Genomic DNA, 15,478 nt, shown 5'->3' with positions numbered 1-15,478 from the left:
ATGCATGGTTCCGTACATCTACGTAGCGAAGACGGTTAAACTAGCCTGAATCCACGAGAAAGTGACGTTATTCGCCGCCCGACAGCAGCGAGCCGCTGTTCTTGGCGCTGCGCAAAAGGGCAAGGAATGCCCAAAAAGAAGCAACCAGCAGCACTGCATTGATGGCCAACGCATCCAGCATCAGATCGATCCGGAAGGTGTTGTCGATCAGCAGCGCGCGCATCCCTTCGAACACGTAGGTCGGCGGCAGCGCCCACGCGACGTATTGCAGCCAGACCGGCAATACGCTGACGGGATAGTAGATGCAGGCGAGCGGCATGATCGCGAACATCAGTGTCCAGACGATGCTCTCGGCGCCAAGACCGTTTCGCAGCACGAGGCCCGAGACGAAGATGCCGACCGACCAGCTGGTGAAGATCAGATTGCAGAAGAAGGCGATCAACGGCAGGCCGAGGCTGTAGACGTTGAAGTGAAAGAAGATCAGCGCGAGCAGCGTCATCGGAATGACCCCGATCGCGAGCCGGATCAGGCTCATCACCATCAGCGACAGCAGAAACTCGATCGGCTTGAGCGGGCTCATCATGAGGTTGCCGAGGTTGCGCGCCCACATCTCTTCCAGGAAGGAGATGGAGAAGCCGAGCTGGCCGCGGAACAGGATGTCCCAGAGGATGACGGCGCCGATCAGCGTGCCGCCGGCGCGCGCGAAGAAATTGGCGTTGAGGGCGATGTAATGCTGGATGAAGCCCCAGGTGATGATTTGCATCGCCGGCCAGTACAGCAGCTCGAGCAGCCGCGGCCAGGACGACATCAGCAAATACCAGTAACGCAGGATCATCGCGCCGATGCGGTGGAGGGAGATGCCGCGGTGGAGGGAGATGTCGGTCATCTCGCCGCCTCCCTCTCGCCATTCACCCGGCCGCGCGCAACGTCCAGAAACACCTCTTCCAGCGTGGTGCGGTTGTAGCGCGCCATGATGGCCTCAGGCGTATCGTCGTCCTCGACGCGGCCGCGCTTCATGATGATGACGCGGTCGCAAAGCCGCTCGACCTCGAGCATGTTGTGCGAAGCGAGCAGGATGGTGGCGTTGTTCGCCTTGCGATAGCGCTCCATATGGCCCCGCACCCAGTCGGCGGTGTCAGGATCGAGCGAGGCGGTGGGTTCGTCGAGCAACAAGAGCTCGGGCTGGTTGATCAGGGCCTTCGCCAGCGCGACGCGGGTCTTCTGTCCCGCGGAGAGCTTGCCGTTGGCACGGTCGATGAATTCGGTGAGATCGAGATCCTCTGCGAGCTCAGCAATGCGGCCCGACAGGTTCTTCACCGCATAGAGCTTGCCGAAGATGGTGAGGTTTTGCCGCACCGTGAGCCGCATCGGCATGTCGACATAGGGGCTTTCGAAATTCATCCGCCCCAGCACGGCGGCGCTTTCCTCTGGCATGCGGTGACCGAGCACCTGCACGCGGCCGGAGGTCGGCAGCACCAGACCCATGATCATCGCGATGGTCGTGGTCTTGCCGGCACCGTTGCCGCCCAGCAGCCCGGTGATGCTGCCGCGCGGCAGCGAAAAGGAGATATCGTCGACGGCGCGGGTCTGCTTGTAGACCTTGACCAGGCGATCGACCTCGATTGCCGCGGATGAAGTGCTACCCGCGACAGTCGGCCGACTTGAAGCCTTGTCATTCCCGGTCATGCTGGCCGTTCTTCTGCTATTGCAGCGGAGAGCGCAAGGCTTGTAATCCGGGTGGTTCCGCGAGCCCTGCGTTTGTGACCGAGGAGGCACCGCCACATTGGCCGATATGACCGAAATTGCCGCTTCCGACTTTCGCCCTGCGCAGCGGCATATCCGCCTGGACACCATCCTGCGGCTGCGCTGGCTCGCGGTGCTCGGCCAGCTCGCCGCGATCTTCATCGTGGCACAGGGGCTGGAGTTCAATGTCGAGATCGTTCCCTGCGTCAGCATCATCGCGCTGTCGGCCGCGCTCAATCTGGCGCTGCAAACCGTGTCCAATCCGCTGCAGCGGCTGGAGCCGATGCAGGCCGCCGGCCTGCTGGCGCTGAACATCGTGGAGCTCGCCGGCCTGCTGTTCTTCACCGGCGGGCTGCAGAATCCGTTCTCGTTCCTGTTCCTCGCGCCGGTGCTGATCTCGGCCACCGCGCTGCCGGCGCGCTTCACCTTCGGCCTCGGCGTGCTGGCCGTGGCCTGTGCCTCGGTGCTGTTCTTCTTCCATCTGCCGCTGCCTTGGGATTCCGACGATCCGCTGGTGTTGCCGCCGATCTATCTCGTCGGCGTCTGGCTCTCGATCGTGCTCGCGATCGGCGTCACCAGCCTCTATTCGTTCCAGGTGACCGAGGAAGCGCGCAAGCTCGCGGACGCACTCGCCGCGACCGAGCTGGTGCTGACGCGCGAGCAGCATCTGACCCAGCTCGACGGCCTCGCCGCCGCCGCCGCGCACGAGCTCGGCACGCCGCTCGCGACGATCTTTTTGATCTCGCGCGAGCTGGAAAAGACGGTGAAGGACCCGGTCTTTGCCGCTGACCTGAAGACGCTGCGCGAGCAGACCCAGCGCTGCCGCGAGATCCTGAGCAAGATCACGCAGCTCTCCTCCACCGGCGCGCCGTTCGACCGCATGAAGCTGTCGGAGCTGATCGAGGAGGTGGTGGCGCCACATCGCGATTTCGGCATCGATATCAAGGTGCGGGTCGCGGTTGCCGCCGTCGCCGAGCCGGTCGGATCGCGCAACCCCGCGATCCTCTACGGCGTCGGCAACATCGTCGAGAACGCGGTCGATTTCGCCCGGACCACTGTCGAGGTGAACGCCTGGTGGAACAAGGATACGATCGAGCTCGTGATCTCCGACGACGGCCCAGGCATTCCACCCGATATCCTTAAACGGATCGGCGAGCCCTATCTGTCGCGGCGGCGTACCCAGGATGAAGGCGGCGGCCTCGGGCTCGGCGTGTTCATCGCACGCACCTTGCTGGAACGCACCGGCGCCAAGGTCTCGTTTACCAATCGGACCTTTCCGGACCACGGCGCCGTGGTCCAGATCAATTGGCCGCGAGAGCGTTTTGAGGCTATCGAGACATCAGAAGAAACAATAGGATAGACCGCGACCTTGCGTCGCACGAGGGGCCCGATCGACTATTGGCGGCCTTGGCACTGCCCGATTGCGGCGCCATATGTAGATGTGCAGGACAGAGGACAAAAACCTTGAACGCCATCGCCGAACTGAACGAACAGACCGACCGCTCGCTTCTCATCGTGGAGGACGACAAGCCGTTCCTGGAGCGCTTGTCGCGCGCCATGGAAACACGCGGCTTTGCGGTGACGTCTTGCGACTCCGTCTCGGACGGCCTGGCGCAGATCGGCAAAGCGGCGCCGGCATTCGCGGTGGTGGATCTCAGGCTCGGCGACGGCAACGGCCTCGACGTGGTGTCGGCGCTGAAGAAGAAGCGCCCGGATGCCCGCGCGATCGTGCTGACCGGCTATGGCAACATCGCCACCGCCGTCACCGCGGTGAAGATGGGTGCGATCGATTATCTCTCGAAGCCCGCGGATGCCGACGACGTCGTCGCAGCATTGCTCTCGACCAGCGCGGAAAAATCCGAGCTGCCGGCCAACCCGATGTCCGCCGACCGCGTCCGCTGGGAACACATCCAGCGCATCTACGAAATGTGCAACCGCAACGTCTCGGAAACGGCGCGGCGGCTGAACATGCACCGGCGGACGTTGCAGCGCATTCTGGCGAAGCGCGCGCCGCGGTAATCTCCGCTATCGGCTCTCGTGCCCCGGACGCTGCGCAGCACGCAGTGATGCGCTGCAGAGCCGGGGCCCACGCTTCAGCTTGAATCGTCGCCTTCTGGGTCCCGGCTCTGCGCAGCAGCGCAAGCGCTGCAGCGCGTCCGGGACACGAGAGCATCTATTCCCAAAGCTCAGCGTGGCCTTGCGGATCGACCAGGCGGTTGATCCGCAAGCCCGCCGCCATTCCAAACCGCACCGTCATCTGCTTGCGCGTGGCGGCGGCGAGCTTGTGCTCGGGCGCCTCGCACTGCATGTGCGCGCCATAGGCGTCCGCAATGATCAGGCCGGTGTCATCAGGAAATATCTCGCACGGCAAATCCTGGGTGAAGGCGAAGAACAGCCGGTCGCAATGGGCGCGGTATTCGTGCCATTTCTGATCGGCGCGCAGATCCTCGACCGATGACTTGATTTCGACGATCCAGATCTCGCCGCGCTCGTTCAGCGCGACGAGATCGGCGCGCCGGCCCGAGGGCAGCGGCAATTCGCTGATGCAGGTGAAACCGAGCGAGCGCAGCAGCCGCGCCGTGCCGCGCGCGATTGCGAGTGCTGTTTCCGACTGGCGACGGTCGGGCGGTGGAACGAGGGCGATGTTGCGGGCGGAGCTGTCCATCGCGGGAGATTAGCCGATTCCATCCCGCCCGTCATTCCGGGGCGCGCGGGCTCGCGCCAAGTGGCGCGGCCCGGGAGGACAGGCGGAACCTCCCCTTCCCCACGCACTTATCACGCAGCCGCCGCACCTCGGCGGAACCACCGAGGCTGCGCACGCATGATCGACGATCTCTGGTACAAGAACGCCATCATCTACTGCCTGTCCGTCGGCACCTATATGGATGCCAACGGCGACGGCATCGGCGATTTCAAGGGCCTGCTGCGCCGGCTCGACTATCTGCACGGGCTCGGCATCACCACGATCTGGCTGATGCCGTTCCAGACTTCGCCGGGCCGCGATGACGGCTACGATGTCGCCGATTATTACAGTGTCGATTCCCGCTATGGCACGCTCGGCGATTTCGTCGAGTTCACCCATGGCTGCAAGCAGCGCGGCATTCGCGTCATCATCGACCTCGTCGTCAACCACACCTCCGACCAGCATCCCTGGTTCAAGGCGGCGCGGAGCGACAGGAATTCGCCCTATCGCGACTGGTATGTCTGGTCCGACAAGAAGCCGGCCAACGCCAACAAGGGCATGGTGTTTCCCGGCGTTCAGAAATCGACATGGACGCGCGACAAGGAAGCCGGCGCCTGGTACTTCCACCGCTTCTACGATTTCCAGCCCGATCTCAACACGTCGAACCCGCATGTGCAGGCGGAGATCCTTAAGATCATGGGATTCTGGATCCAGCTCGGCGTCTCAGGCTTCCGGATGGATGCCGTGCCTTTCGTGATCGCGACCAAAGGCGCCAAGGTGAAGAAGCCGGCCGAGCAGTACGACATGCTGCGTGCATTTCGTGAATTCCTGCAATGGCGGCAGGGCGATGCCATCATCCTCGCCGAGGCCAACGTGCTGCCAAAGACCGACATGGAATATTTCGGCCGCGATGCCGACCGCATGCACATGATGTTCAACTTCCAGGTCAACCAGCACCTGTTCTACGCGCTGGCCTCGTCCGATTCCCGTCCGCTGGCGCAAGCGTTAAAGGCGACCAAGCCGCGGCCGGCCTCGGCACAATGGGGCCTGTTCCTGCGCAATCACGACGAGCTCGATCTCGGGCGATTGACCCCGGCGCAGCGCGACACCGTGTTCAAAAGCTTCGGTCCGGACAAGGACATGCAGCTCTACGACCGCGGCATTCGCCGTCGCCTGGCGCCGATGCTGGGCGGCGACCGGCGGCGGCTCGAGCTCGCCTACAGCCTGATGTGCACGCTGCCGGGGACGCCTGTGATCCGCTATGGCGACGAGATCGCAATGGGCGATGATCTTTCGCTCCCGGAACGCAACTGCGCACGCACGCCGATGCAATGGTCGACCGAGCCTAATGGCGGATTCACCACGAGCGACAGGCCGGCCTTGCCAGTCATCGACGAGGGACCGTACGGCTATCCGCACGTCAACGTCGCCAAGCAGCGGCGCGACCCGAACTCGATGCTGAACTGGACCGAGCGCATCGTCCGCATGCGCAAGGAAGTGCCTGAAATCGGCTGGGGCGATTTTACGGTCATTCCGACGCGCGACCCCGCGGTCTTCATCATCCGCTACGACTGGCGCAACAATTCGGTGCTGTTCGTGCACAATCTCGACGAAAAGCCGCGCGAGACCGCGTTCTCGGTGGGGCTGCCGGGAGAGGCCGGCGAGCACCTGATCAATCTGCTCGCGGAAGACCACAGCCACGCCGACAAGCGCGGCCAGCATCGCGTCGTGCTGGAGCCGTATGGGTATCGCTGGTATCGGGTTGGCGGGCTGGATTATCTGTTGAAGCGGAGTGATATCAACGGGGCTAGCGCGCGTAACAAACATCCGGGGTGACGCCGTAATTTGCTCCACTGCTTCAACGACGGGAAGATAGCGCTGGCCACCTCTTCGCTCTGCGCTTGCGGGGACGACAGCTAGGGCGGCGCGATGATCACGCCCTCATTCCCGCGCAAATCCAGCACGCCTTCGAGCTTCTCGCCCTCGCGATCCAGGAACGTCGACAGCAAGATCTCGCTGCCAAACTTGATCGCGCTGGTCGTCACCGCGATCGGCTCGGCGCCGAGATTGAGCGCGACGATCACGCTCCTGCCCTCGGCCTCGCGGCGATAGATCAGGAGATCGCCTTGCGCGGCGATCGAATGATGGTCGCCGGCAACCAGCGGCGAAGGGGCCTTTCGCAAGGCAATCAGACGCTTGTACAAATTGAGGATCGAGCGCGTATCGGCTTCGAGATTGACGACGTTCTCGTGGATATGATCCTCCGGCAGCGGCAGCCATGGCTTGACGTCCGAGAAGCCGCCGAATGCGGACGGGTCCCATTGCATCGGCGTGCGGCAGCCGTCGCGCCCGAGACCGAGGCCGGGCATGCTCTTCTCGACGGGGTCGCGCACGTCCTCCCGCGCGATAGCGAGCTGATGCATGCCAATCTCGTCGCCGTAATAGAGCGTCGGGGTGCCGCGCAAGGTCAGCAGCAGCATGGCGGCGACGCGGGCCTGCTCGGGCCCGACGCGGCTCGCCACGCGCGGGCGATCATGGTTGCCGAGCACCCAGTTCGGCCAGGCGCCCTTCGGCAACGCCTTCTCGTAATCCTCGATGATGTGCTCGATCGAACGCGCGCTCCAGAAGGTCGAGAGCAGCGCGAAGTTGAACGGCATCTGCGCGCCGGTGAGATCGTTGCCGTAATAGGCCATCAGCCGGTGCAGCGGCAGATAGATCTCGCCGATCAGCACGCGGGCGCGATAGGCATCGGTGACGCGCCGCATCTCGGCAATGACCTCATGCACCTCCGGCTGGTCGGTGGAATATCGCGTCAGGATCTTTTCGTGCGGCGGCCGACCCTCGACATAATGCGGGTTTGGCGGGTTGTCGCGGAATTCGGCGTCCTTGATCAGGTGCCAGATCACGTCGACGCGAAAGCCGTCGACGCCCTTCTCCAGCCAGAACCGCATCACGTCGTAGATCGCGGCGCGGACGTCGGGGTTGCGCCAGTTGAGGTCCGGCTGCTTCGCAAGGAAGGCGTGATAGTAATATTGCCCCGTCGCCTCGTCGAAAGCCCAGGCGCTGCCGCCGAACTCGGACAGCCAGTTGTTGGGCACGCTGCCATCGGGCTTCGGGTCGCGCCAGATGTACCAATCGCGTTTGGGATTGTCGCGCGACGAACGGCTCTCGACGAACCAGGCATGCTGGTCGGAGGTGTGGTTCGGCACGAGGTCGAGGATCAACTTGAGGCCGTTATCGTGCACGGCGGCGAGCAGCGCATCGAAATCGGCCATCGTGCCGAACAACGGATCGATGCCGATGTAGTCGGAAATGTCGTAGCCGAAATCGGCCATCGGCGAGGGGAAGATCGGCGACAGCCAGATCGCGTCGACGCCGAGCGATTTCACATAAGGAAGGCGCCGGAGGATGCCGGCGAGATCGCCGACACCATTGCCGTCCGAGTCCTGAAACGAGCGCGGATAGATCTGATAGAAGATGCCGTCGCGCCACCAAGTCTCGCTGCCCTGAACCATATCGGAGATACCATCCTGAAACTGCGCCTCGCGCAAGAGAACGCGGAAGCAACGTTCCGGTTCAAAACAGCAAGTCAATTGGGACGGTCGTGTGACGCCTTGCGTCGCGGTTCCCTCGGCGCGAATCTTTTGCTTGGCCATAGGCCAAAAATCGGCATTGTGGCGGCATGACCGAGCAAAATGACACCCAATCCAAAGCCGGCGCGATCATCGTCCCGGTGACGCTGTTCGAGCAGAACTGCACCATCATCTGGGACGAGCCTTCCAAGAAGGCCGTGGTGATCGATCCCGGCGGCGATGTGCCGAAAATCCTCGAGGCGATCAAGCAGACCGGCGTCACCGTGGAGAAGATCTGGCTGACCCACGGCCATATCGACCATGTCGGCGGCGCAGCTGAATTGCGCGATGCGCTGAAGGTGCCGATCGAGGGCCCGCATATCGCGGACAAGTTCCTGCTCGACAACGTGGTCGAGAGCGGCGCGCGCTTCGGCATGACGGAGGTGCGCAATTTCGAGCCGGACCGCTGGCTCGACGAAGGCGATACCGTGTCGATCGGCGACTTGACGTTCGAGGTTTTCCACTGCCCCGGCCACTCGCCCGGCAGCGTGGTGTTCTTCAACAAGGATCTGCGTTTTGCCCATGTCGGCGACGTCTTGTTCGCGGGCTCGGTCGGGCGCACCGATCTGCCCGGCGGCAATCACGCCACGCTGATCAACTCGATCATGACAAAGCTGCTGCCGCTCGGCGACGACGTCGGCTTCATCTGCGGCCATGGCACCGGTTCGAGCATCGGCCAGGAGCGGATGGCCAATCCGTTCATCACCGGCGAGATGTAGGGTTATTCGGCGGCGTCCACGAGCGCCGCTGATACACTCAGGTTACGATCGCCCCACTCCCGGATCGCCGCGACCACGGGCACAAAGCTCTTTCCTTTCCGCGTCAGGCGATACTCGACCTTCGGCGGCACCTCGCCGAAATCCTTGCGGTCGATCAGGCCGCTCTCCGTCAGCGCCTTCAATTCACGGCTGAGCACGCGCGGGGTGATCTCGGCGCTGCCTTCCGTGCCGCGCAGCAGGCCGCTCCTGATCTCGCCATAACGGCGCGGGCCGTCCTTGAGGTCCCAGACGATGCGGAGCTTGTACTTGCCGCTGATCATCTTCTGGAACGCCGCGACCGGACAGGTGCGCGCAGGGGAAGCTTTTGCCATGTCGTCTCCTCCATGTGCAGCGGGCTTGCACAAGGATAGGAGCGATGCCGAAAAAGTCCATACTATCAATTTTGTCCATACTTGCAGGACGGTACATAGCGCGCAGATGATGGTGCACATGACGAACAGGGAGCGTCACATGAAGCACTTCATGATCCGATACGAATTCAGGAACGGCACGACGGACGCATGGCACCGGGAGATCGGCCGCTTCATCAAGGCGATCGACGGCGATCCGGAGCTGAAAGGGCGGATCGGCTATCGTGTCCTCAAGAACCGCGACGACGGCCACTATTTCCATCTCGCCAGCGTCACGGACGATGCCGCGCAAAAGACGCTGCAATCGCGCGACTTCTTCAAGGCCTATCAGGAGATGACGCGGAAGGTGGCGGGTGGCGAGGTGACTGTGACGCCGATCGAAATGATCGACGCGACGACGTAACCGCAAACTCCGCTGTCGTCCCGGATCGGCGCGCGCTTAGGGCGCGCTTGTCCGGGACGACGGTGAGATTGGCGTTACTTCATCAGCCCCGCGGCGGTCAGCGCGCGGGTGATGATCTGGCCGAGATCGAGGCCGCGGCGTTCCTCGGGCTTCGGCTCGGCCGGCTCCGCGACCGCCGCGCGGATCGAGCGTGCCAGATGCGGCGCGGGCGAACGTGCCGGCTTTGCCTCCGCCTGCTTCGCGTCCGCAATCCATCCGGTGAGGCCAAAGAACTTTGCGATGTGGTACGACGACGAAATTCCGGCCTCGATCAGGAACGCGCCTTCGACGCCATAGCGCTGGTCGTTGTCGGCCAGCCCAAGCGGCGTGCCGTGGGCCATGTCGGTGATGGCATAGGACTCGACCAGCGTCTCGCCGTCCTTGTTCCACCAGGCCTGGCGCGGATAGCCGTTGACATTGGTTTCCGCCATCGGCACGAGCGGCAAATCGTGCAGATCGAGCCACTGCTTGACGATCTCGTTGGCATTGCCGGGATTGACCGTGCGGTCGGCGCTGCCGTGCCACACCGATATCTTCGGCCAGGGCCCACGATGGTTCGACGCCCGCCGCACGAAATCGCCGAGCTCGCGCTCAGGCCGCTGCGGCGAATGAAACATGCCGTCGAGCGCCTCGCGCAAATTCGACGCGATGCCGTAAGGAAGCCCGGCGATGATCGCACCGGCCGCAAAAACTTCCGGATAGGTCGCGAGCATCACCGAGGTCATGCCGCCGCCGGCGGAAAGCCCCGTGATGTAGATGCGCCTGGGATCGATGCGGTGCGTCTCCGCCATATGCGTGATCATCTCGCGGATCGAACGCGCCTCGCCGCTGTCGCGTGCGGTGTCTTCCGGATTGAACCAGTTGAAGCAGGTGTTGCCGTTGTTGATGCGCTGCTGCTCGGGCATCGCTAGCGCGAAACCATAATGCTGCGCCAGCGTCGACCAGCCCGCACCGAGATCGTAAGCCGCGGCGGTCTGGCCGCAGCCGTGCAGCACGACGACGAGCGCGCGCGACTTCTGAAATTGCTCCGGCACGAATGCGAACATGCGCAACGCCCCGGGATTGTCACCAAAGGCCGTGACCTCTTCCAACGGACTGGACGCATCGGCGCTGCGACCGAACTCGGTCAGGCGCAAACCATCCACCTTGGGCAGATGTCTCAAGAGATCGAGATTTCTGGCGAGCGACACGGCAACTCCTGGCAGGCGACGTTCAACGTTCACCCAACCAAATAGTTGCTGCACTGCAAAATGAAAAGACCGTGTGCTGTCGATCAGCCCTGAATCACGCAAAAGCCCGCAGATATCCGTGCGTATTAACCGCAATGCCTCAACTTCGTGCAGCCGCGCGGCGCATCCACGACAGAAATGCGACGCAGATCATCATTAACACCGCAAACAATGCAAGCGAGATCAGGAATCCTGCGCGCGCTGATTGCAATGATTCGACTGCGAAGAACACGGCGCCGATTGCGGCCACTCCGGCCGCATTTCCGATCTGCGCCGTGGTGCCGTACATGCCGGAGGCTGAGCCTGCGGCGGCAGCTTTGACGGTCGAGAGCACCGCGCCTGACAGCGGCGCCATCACCAATCCTTGACCGTAGCCGAAGATGCCCATGGTCAGCGCGAGCGGAAGTGGTGTCGGCGCATCGACGGAACCTGCAAGAAGCGCGAGCGCCGCGAGGCCCGCGATCTGCAACGCGCAGCCCTCGATCAACACTCTCGTGCCGCGATGCCGTGCGCGTGCGCCGCTGTGGCGTGAAGCCACGACGAAAGCGACGGCAAGTGGAATGCAGGCCATGCCGGCCGTGAGCGGCGGGATCTTCAGGCCTCGCTGCATGAACAGCGTCATCACCAGATAGAACGAGAGATTGGCGACGAAGAAAAAGAACGCCGCACCAAGGCCGCGCAAGAAGGCGGTATCCGCCAGCAACGAAAGATCGATCAGCGGCACGCCCCCGGCGCGCGCGACCGCATGTTCGAGCTTCAGGAATGCAGCGAGGATCATTCCGCCCATCGCCATCACCACCCACAGCCAAGGCGCCCAGCCGACATCGTGACCAAACAGCAGCGGCCCAATCAGGCACAGCAGCCCCGCGAACAGCACGACGCTCCCTTTAATGTCGAGCTTTGTGCCGCCCCGGCGCGGCACCGACGGCATGATGCGCCAGGCCGCAGCGGCGATGGCGAGACCGCAGGGCACGTTGACGAAGAACACCGAGCGCCATCCGGTGCCGGCGAGATCGAGCGTGACGAGGAGGCCGCCGAGCAGGAAGCCTGCCGCGCCCGCAAGCCCAAGCACGATGCCGTAAATCGCGAAGGCGCGGCTGCGCTCGCCGTCCGTGAACAGCAGATGCAGCGTCGCCAGCACCTGCGGCACCATCAGCGCAGCGGTCGCGCCTTGCGCCAGCCGCGCGACGATCAGCTCTGCGCCCGACTGTGCAAGGCCGCACCACAGCGAAGTCGTCGTGAAGCCGAGCACGCCGGCCAGGAACACGTTCTTCGTGCCGTGGATGTCACCGAGGCGGCCGCCGGTGACGACCAGCGTGGCATAAGCGATCAGATAGATCGCAATGACGGATTCGATCTGGGCGGGCGTGGCGTGAAGGTCCACCGCAATGGTCGGAATGGCGACGTTCACGATGAAGGCGTCGACGCCGAACATGAACTGTGCCGCGACGACGATCGCGAGCACCCACCAGCGGCGGGTCGAATCGATCGGCTTTGTGACGGTCTGATGCATCGGCGTGCAAACCCCGGAGAATTTATTTGGCCGCGATGCTCGCAGATCGACCTCATCCGCGCGATTACCTCCGACGTAGGACTTGCTTTCCTCTTGCTGCATTGGCCCGATTGCTGCATGGCAGTTCCTGCTGGTTTTGCGGGCTCGGAAGTCTTCGCGATGTACGATTACGACATGGTGGTGATCGGCTCGGGCCCGTCGGGTCGGCGGGCAGCGGTGCAATGTGCCAAGCTCGGCAAGGCCGTGCTGGTGGTGGAGAAGGGCCGGCGGGTCGGCGGCGTCTCGGTCCACACCGGCACCATCCCCTCAAAGACGCTGCGCGAGACGGTGCTGAACCTGTCGGGCTGGCGCGAGCGCGGATTTTACGGTCGCTCCTACCGGGTGAAGCAGGACATCGCGGCCAGCGATCTCATGACCCGGCTGCAGAAGACGCTCGACCATGAGGTCGAGGTGCTCGAGCATCAGTTCAGTCGCAATTTGGTGCGGACCGCCAATGGCGAGGCAAGGCTGGTCTCGGCGCACGAAGTCGAGATCACCAGCCCGATCGGCGAGACCAAGACCGTGTCGGCCGCGTTCATCCTGATCGCTTGCGGCACGCGCCCGTTCCGGCCCGACTACGTGCCGTTCGACGGCACCACCGTGCTCGACAGCGACGAGATCATCGAGCTGACGAAACTGCCGCGGAGCCTCGCCGTGATCGGCGCCGGCGTGATCGGCGTCGAATACGCCACCATCTTCAGCGCGCTCGACGTGCCCGTGACCCTGATCGAGCCACGGCCGACCTTCCTCGATTTCATCGACAAGGAATTGATCGACGAGTTCATGCACGAGCTCCGCGACCGCAACGTCGCGCTGCGGCTCGGCGCCAAGGTCAACTCGATCGAGAAGACCGCACAGGGCAGCATCGTCACGCATCTGTCGGACGGGCGGCACGTCACTACCGAAATGCTGCTGTTCGCCGCGGGCCGCGTCGGCGCTACCGACCGGCTCAACCTCGAGACCGCCGGCATTGTGGTCGACCATCGCGGCCGCATCTCGGTCGACCCTGTCACCTTGCAGACCAGCGTGCCGCACATCTATGCCGCCGGCGACGTGATCGGATTTCCGAGCCTTGCTTCGACATCGATGGAGCAGGGCCGCGTCGCCGCCTGCCACGCGCTCGGCATGGAGCCGATGGCGCCGCCGGAATTCTTTCCCTACGGCATCTACTCGGTGCCGGAGATCTCGACGACCGGCCTCACCGAGGAAGAGGTGCGCGCGCGCGGCATTCCCTACGAGGTCGGCATCGCGCGCTTCCGCGAGACCTCGCGCGGCCACATCATGGGGCTGAACAGCGGCATGATGAAGATGATCTTCTCGACCAAGACGCGCCGCCTGCTCGGCGTGCATATTCTGGGCGAAGGCGCGACCGAACTGATCCATATCGGCCAGGCCGTGCTCAACCTCAAAGGCACCATCGATTATTTCATCCAGAACACGTTCAACTACCCGACGCTGGCCGAGGCGTACAAGATCGCCGGTCTCGATGCGTGGAACAGGATGACGCGGTGATCTTTCTTCACCTCGCCCCGCTCTTGTCCGCCGAAGCTTTAGCGGAGGCGGATGCGGGGAGAGGTCGGAATTCAAACGCAGTTTGAATTCCGGGTGAGGGGGCACAGGTCTCACGACGATCTCATCTGCGGAGAGAGGCCCCTCACCCCAACCCTCTCCCCGTAAGAACGGGGAGAGGGAGAAGAAGCAACCTCGCCTCGTTTACACGCATGCCTGCATTCCGTAACGCGGGACATCGCGCGATTGCGTTCGTGTCATCAGGCACGTAGCCTCACCGCCTCAACAAACAAAAAATCCAGCCGGAGAGAACGCCATGGCGCGCCTGAAGTTCGGAGCTTTCCTTGCCCCGCATCACCCGATCGGGGAGCATCCGATGCTCCAGTTTCGGCGCGATCTCGATCTGGTCGAGCAGTTGGATGCGCTCGGCTATGACGAGTACTGGTGCGGTGAGCATCATTCCTCCGGCTGGGAGATGATCGCTTCGCCCGAGATGTTTCTGGCCGCGGCCGGCGAGCGCACCAAGCGGATCAAGCTCGGCACCGGCGTGGTGTCGCTGCCATATCACCATCCCTACAACGTTGCCCAGCGCATGGTGCAGCTCGACCACATGACCGGCGGCCGCGCCATCTTCGGCTCCGGTCCCGGCGCGCTCGCCTCCGACGCACATACGCTCGGCATCGACCCGATGACGCAGCGCGACCGTCAGGACGAGGCGATCGCGGTGATCCGCCGCCTGTTCAACGGCGAGCGCGTCACGGCGAAGACCGAATGGTTCACCATGAACGACGCCGCGCTCCAGATCCTGCCGTTGCAGGAGGAGATGCCGTTCGTGGTAGCCTCGCAGATCTCGCCGTCGGGGATGACGCTCGCCGGCAAATACGGCATCGGCATCATCTCGCTGGGCTCGATGACGACGCAGGGACTGATGTCGCTGCAGCAGCAATGGCAATTTGCGGAAGATGCCGCCAAGAAGCACGGCACCACAGTCGATCGCGCGAACTGGCGCGTGCTCCTGACTTTCCACATCGCCGAGAGCCGCGAGCAGGCGCGCAAGGAGGCCGGCGCCGGGCTGATGCGCTGGCACAACGAATATAATGTCGGCACGCTGCAGCGGCCGGGCCTGACCGCGTTCTCCTCAGCCGATGAAGCCGTGGACAAGACAGCCTTTGTCGAGGGCGCGGCCTCCACCATCGGCACGCCCGACGATCTCGTCAAAACCATCAAGAACGTGATGCAAGTGTCCGGCGGCATCGGCGCCGTCATCGGCTTCGTGCACGACTGGGCCAACCCGGAAGCCACCCGCCGCAGCTGGGACATGGTCGCGCGCTACGTCGTGCCGGAGATCAACGGCTACGTCGATTCTTTGCGCAAGTCGCAAAAGTTCGTGATCGAGAACCGCGAGATTTTCGAGCGCGCGGGACAGGCGGTGATGGCCAAGATCATGCAGAACGAGAAGGCCGCCGAGGCGCTCAAGGTGACCGGCCCCGGCCGCGTCGCCATTCCCGCCGTCAATGCGCCGGATCTGCAGAAGGAAGCGGCGAAGCGATAGACGCGGC

14 protein-coding genes are annotated in these 15,478 nt (G+C 63.5%); 7 read left to right on the top strand and 7 right to left on the bottom strand.

Annotation, left to right across the window (positions count from 1 at the left end):
* Window positions 1–67: 67 nt before the first annotated feature.
* Window positions 68–886 carry an ABC transporter permease gene (locus IVB29_RS21465; protein WP_247505379.1) on the bottom strand — a complete coding sequence of 273 codons (819 nt, stop codon included), beginning with the start codon at window positions 884–886 and terminating at the stop codon, window positions 68–70.
* Window positions 883–1,686, bottom strand: coding sequence for an ABC transporter ATP-binding protein (locus IVB29_RS21460; protein WP_247505378.1), 804 nt, complete (start codon window positions 1,684–1,686; stop codon window positions 883–885). Before IVB29_RS21460 ends, IVB29_RS21465 begins: the two co-directional genes overlap by 4 nt.
* Window positions 1,687–1,792: 106 nt before the next feature.
* Between IVB29_RS21460 and IVB29_RS21455 the strand changes: the two genes are divergently transcribed.
* Both IVB29_RS21455 and IVB29_RS21450 read left to right on the top strand, forming a co-directional pair.
* Entirely contained in the window at window positions 1,793–3,103 is a 1,311-nt protein-coding gene (locus tag IVB29_RS21455; protein ID WP_247505563.1) for an ActS/PrrB/RegB family redox-sensitive histidine kinase, read from the top strand.
* A gap of 104 nt (window positions 3,104–3,207) precedes the next feature.
* Entirely contained in the window at window positions 3,208–3,762 is a 555-nt protein-coding gene (locus IVB29_RS21450) for an ActR/PrrA/RegA family redox response regulator transcription factor (protein WP_247505377.1), read from the top strand.
* Between the two features lie 154 nt (window positions 3,763–3,916).
* On the opposite strand, the gene IVB29_RS21445 is transcribed toward IVB29_RS21450, so the two are convergent.
* Complete coding sequence (locus IVB29_RS21445; RefSeq protein ID WP_247505376.1) at window positions 3,917–4,408, bottom strand: MmcB family DNA repair protein; 492 nt, start codon at window positions 4,406–4,408, stop codon at window positions 3,917–3,919.
* A gap of 156 nt (window positions 4,409–4,564) precedes the next feature.
* On the opposite strand from IVB29_RS21445, the gene IVB29_RS21440 reads away from it, so the two are divergent.
* Window positions 4,565–6,262: an alpha-amylase family protein gene (locus IVB29_RS21440; protein WP_247505375.1), complete on the top strand. Its 1,698-nt coding sequence runs from the start codon at window positions 4,565–4,567 to the stop codon at window positions 6,260–6,262.
* Between the two features lie 80 nt (window positions 6,263–6,342).
* On the opposite strand, the gene IVB29_RS21435 is transcribed toward IVB29_RS21440, so the two are convergent.
* Entirely contained in the window at window positions 6,343–7,941 is a 1,599-nt protein-coding gene (locus IVB29_RS21435) for an alpha-amylase family glycosyl hydrolase (protein WP_247505374.1), read from the bottom strand.
* Between the two features lie 167 nt (window positions 7,942–8,108).
* On the opposite strand from IVB29_RS21435, the gene IVB29_RS21430 reads away from it, so the two are divergent.
* Window positions 8,109–8,777: an MBL fold metallo-hydrolase gene (locus IVB29_RS21430; protein ID WP_247505373.1), complete on the top strand. Its 669-nt coding sequence runs from the start codon at window positions 8,109–8,111 to the stop codon at window positions 8,775–8,777.
* Window positions 8,778–8,779: 2 nt separating this feature from the next.
* On the opposite strand, the gene IVB29_RS21425 is transcribed toward IVB29_RS21430, so the two are convergent.
* On the bottom strand, window positions 8,780–9,148 hold the full coding sequence (locus tag IVB29_RS21425) for a helix-turn-helix domain-containing protein (protein WP_247505372.1): 369 nt from the start codon (window positions 9,146–9,148) through the stop codon (window positions 8,780–8,782).
* A gap of 139 nt (window positions 9,149–9,287) precedes the next feature.
* On the opposite strand from IVB29_RS21425, the gene IVB29_RS21420 reads away from it, so the two are divergent.
* Window positions 9,288–9,590, top strand: a complete 303-nt coding sequence (locus IVB29_RS21420) for a hypothetical protein (protein ID WP_247505371.1) — start codon at window positions 9,288–9,290, stop codon at window positions 9,588–9,590.
* A gap of 74 nt (window positions 9,591–9,664) precedes the next feature.
* On the opposite strand, the gene IVB29_RS21415 is transcribed toward IVB29_RS21420, so the two are convergent.
* Together IVB29_RS21415 and IVB29_RS21410 are read right to left on the bottom strand one after the other, a co-directional pair.
* Window positions 9,665–10,819 (bottom strand): PHB depolymerase family esterase, encoded by a 1,155-nt coding sequence (locus IVB29_RS21415; protein ID WP_247505370.1) that lies wholly within the window; start codon window positions 10,817–10,819, stop codon window positions 9,665–9,667.
* A 139-nt stretch (window positions 10,820–10,958) separates the two neighbouring features.
* Complete coding sequence (locus tag IVB29_RS21410; protein ID WP_247505369.1) at window positions 10,959–12,371, bottom strand: MFS transporter; 1,413 nt, start codon at window positions 12,369–12,371, stop codon at window positions 10,959–10,961.
* Window positions 12,372–12,530: 159 nt separating this feature from the next.
* Here IVB29_RS21410 and sthA point away from each other — a divergent pair, with 159 nt between their 5' ends.
* Both sthA and IVB29_RS21400 read left to right on the top strand, forming a co-directional pair.
* The gene (gene sthA, locus IVB29_RS21405) at window positions 12,531–13,922 is read left to right on the top strand and encodes a Si-specific NAD(P)(+) transhydrogenase (protein WP_247505562.1); all 1,392 of its coding nucleotides are present in this window, start codon (window positions 12,531–12,533) and stop codon (window positions 13,920–13,922) included.
* A gap of 313 nt (window positions 13,923–14,235) precedes the next feature.
* A complete protein-coding gene (locus tag IVB29_RS21400) occupies window positions 14,236–15,471 on the top strand; it encodes an LLM class flavin-dependent oxidoreductase (RefSeq protein WP_247505368.1) in 1,236 nt (411 codons plus the stop codon).
* Window positions 15,472–15,478: the final 7 nt, after the last annotated feature.

It is taken from the genome of Bradyrhizobium sp. 1 (genome assembly GCF_023073315.1).
In the GTDB taxonomy this organism is placed as follows: Bacteria; Pseudomonadota; Alphaproteobacteria; order Rhizobiales; family Xanthobacteraceae; genus Bradyrhizobium.
Note: the sequence above shows the minus strand (reverse complement) of the source record. Positions and strands in the feature narration are given on the sequence as shown.

Excerpts from the sequence above, each read along its gene's own strand:
- IVB29_RS21465 (WP_247505379.1), bottom strand. The coding sequence starts at position 886 with ATGACCGACATCTCCCTCCACCGCGGCATCTCCCTCCACCGCATCGGC.
- IVB29_RS21460 (WP_247505378.1), bottom strand. The coding sequence starts at position 1,686 with ATGACCGGGAATGACAAGGCTTCAAGTCGGCCGACTGTCGCGGGTAGC.
- IVB29_RS21455 (WP_247505563.1), top strand. The coding sequence starts at position 1,793 with ATGACCGAAATTGCCGCTTCCGACTTTCGCCCTGCGCAGCGGCATATC.
- IVB29_RS21445 (WP_247505376.1), bottom strand. The coding sequence starts at position 4,408 with ATGGACAGCTCCGCCCGCAACATCGCCCTCGTTCCACCGCCCGACCGT.
- IVB29_RS21440 (WP_247505375.1), top strand. The coding sequence starts at position 4,565 with ATGATCGACGATCTCTGGTACAAGAACGCCATCATCTACTGCCTGTCC.
- IVB29_RS21435 (WP_247505374.1), bottom strand. The coding sequence starts at position 7,941 with ATGGTTCAGGGCAGCGAGACTTGGTGGCGCGACGGCATCTTCTATCAG.
- IVB29_RS21430 (WP_247505373.1), top strand. The coding sequence starts at position 8,109 with ATGACCGAGCAAAATGACACCCAATCCAAAGCCGGCGCGATCATCGTC.
- IVB29_RS21425 (WP_247505372.1), bottom strand. The coding sequence starts at position 9,148 with ATGGCAAAAGCTTCCCCTGCGCGCACCTGTCCGGTCGCGGCGTTCCAG.
- IVB29_RS21420 (WP_247505371.1), top strand. The coding sequence starts at position 9,288 with ATGAAGCACTTCATGATCCGATACGAATTCAGGAACGGCACGACGGAC.
- IVB29_RS21410 (WP_247505369.1), bottom strand. The coding sequence starts at position 12,371 with ATGCATCAGACCGTCACAAAGCCGATCGATTCGACCCGCCGCTGGTGG.
- sthA (WP_247505562.1), top strand. The coding sequence starts at position 12,531 with ATGTACGATTACGACATGGTGGTGATCGGCTCGGGCCCGTCGGGTCGG.
- IVB29_RS21400 (WP_247505368.1), top strand. The coding sequence starts at position 14,236 with ATGGCGCGCCTGAAGTTCGGAGCTTTCCTTGCCCCGCATCACCCGATC.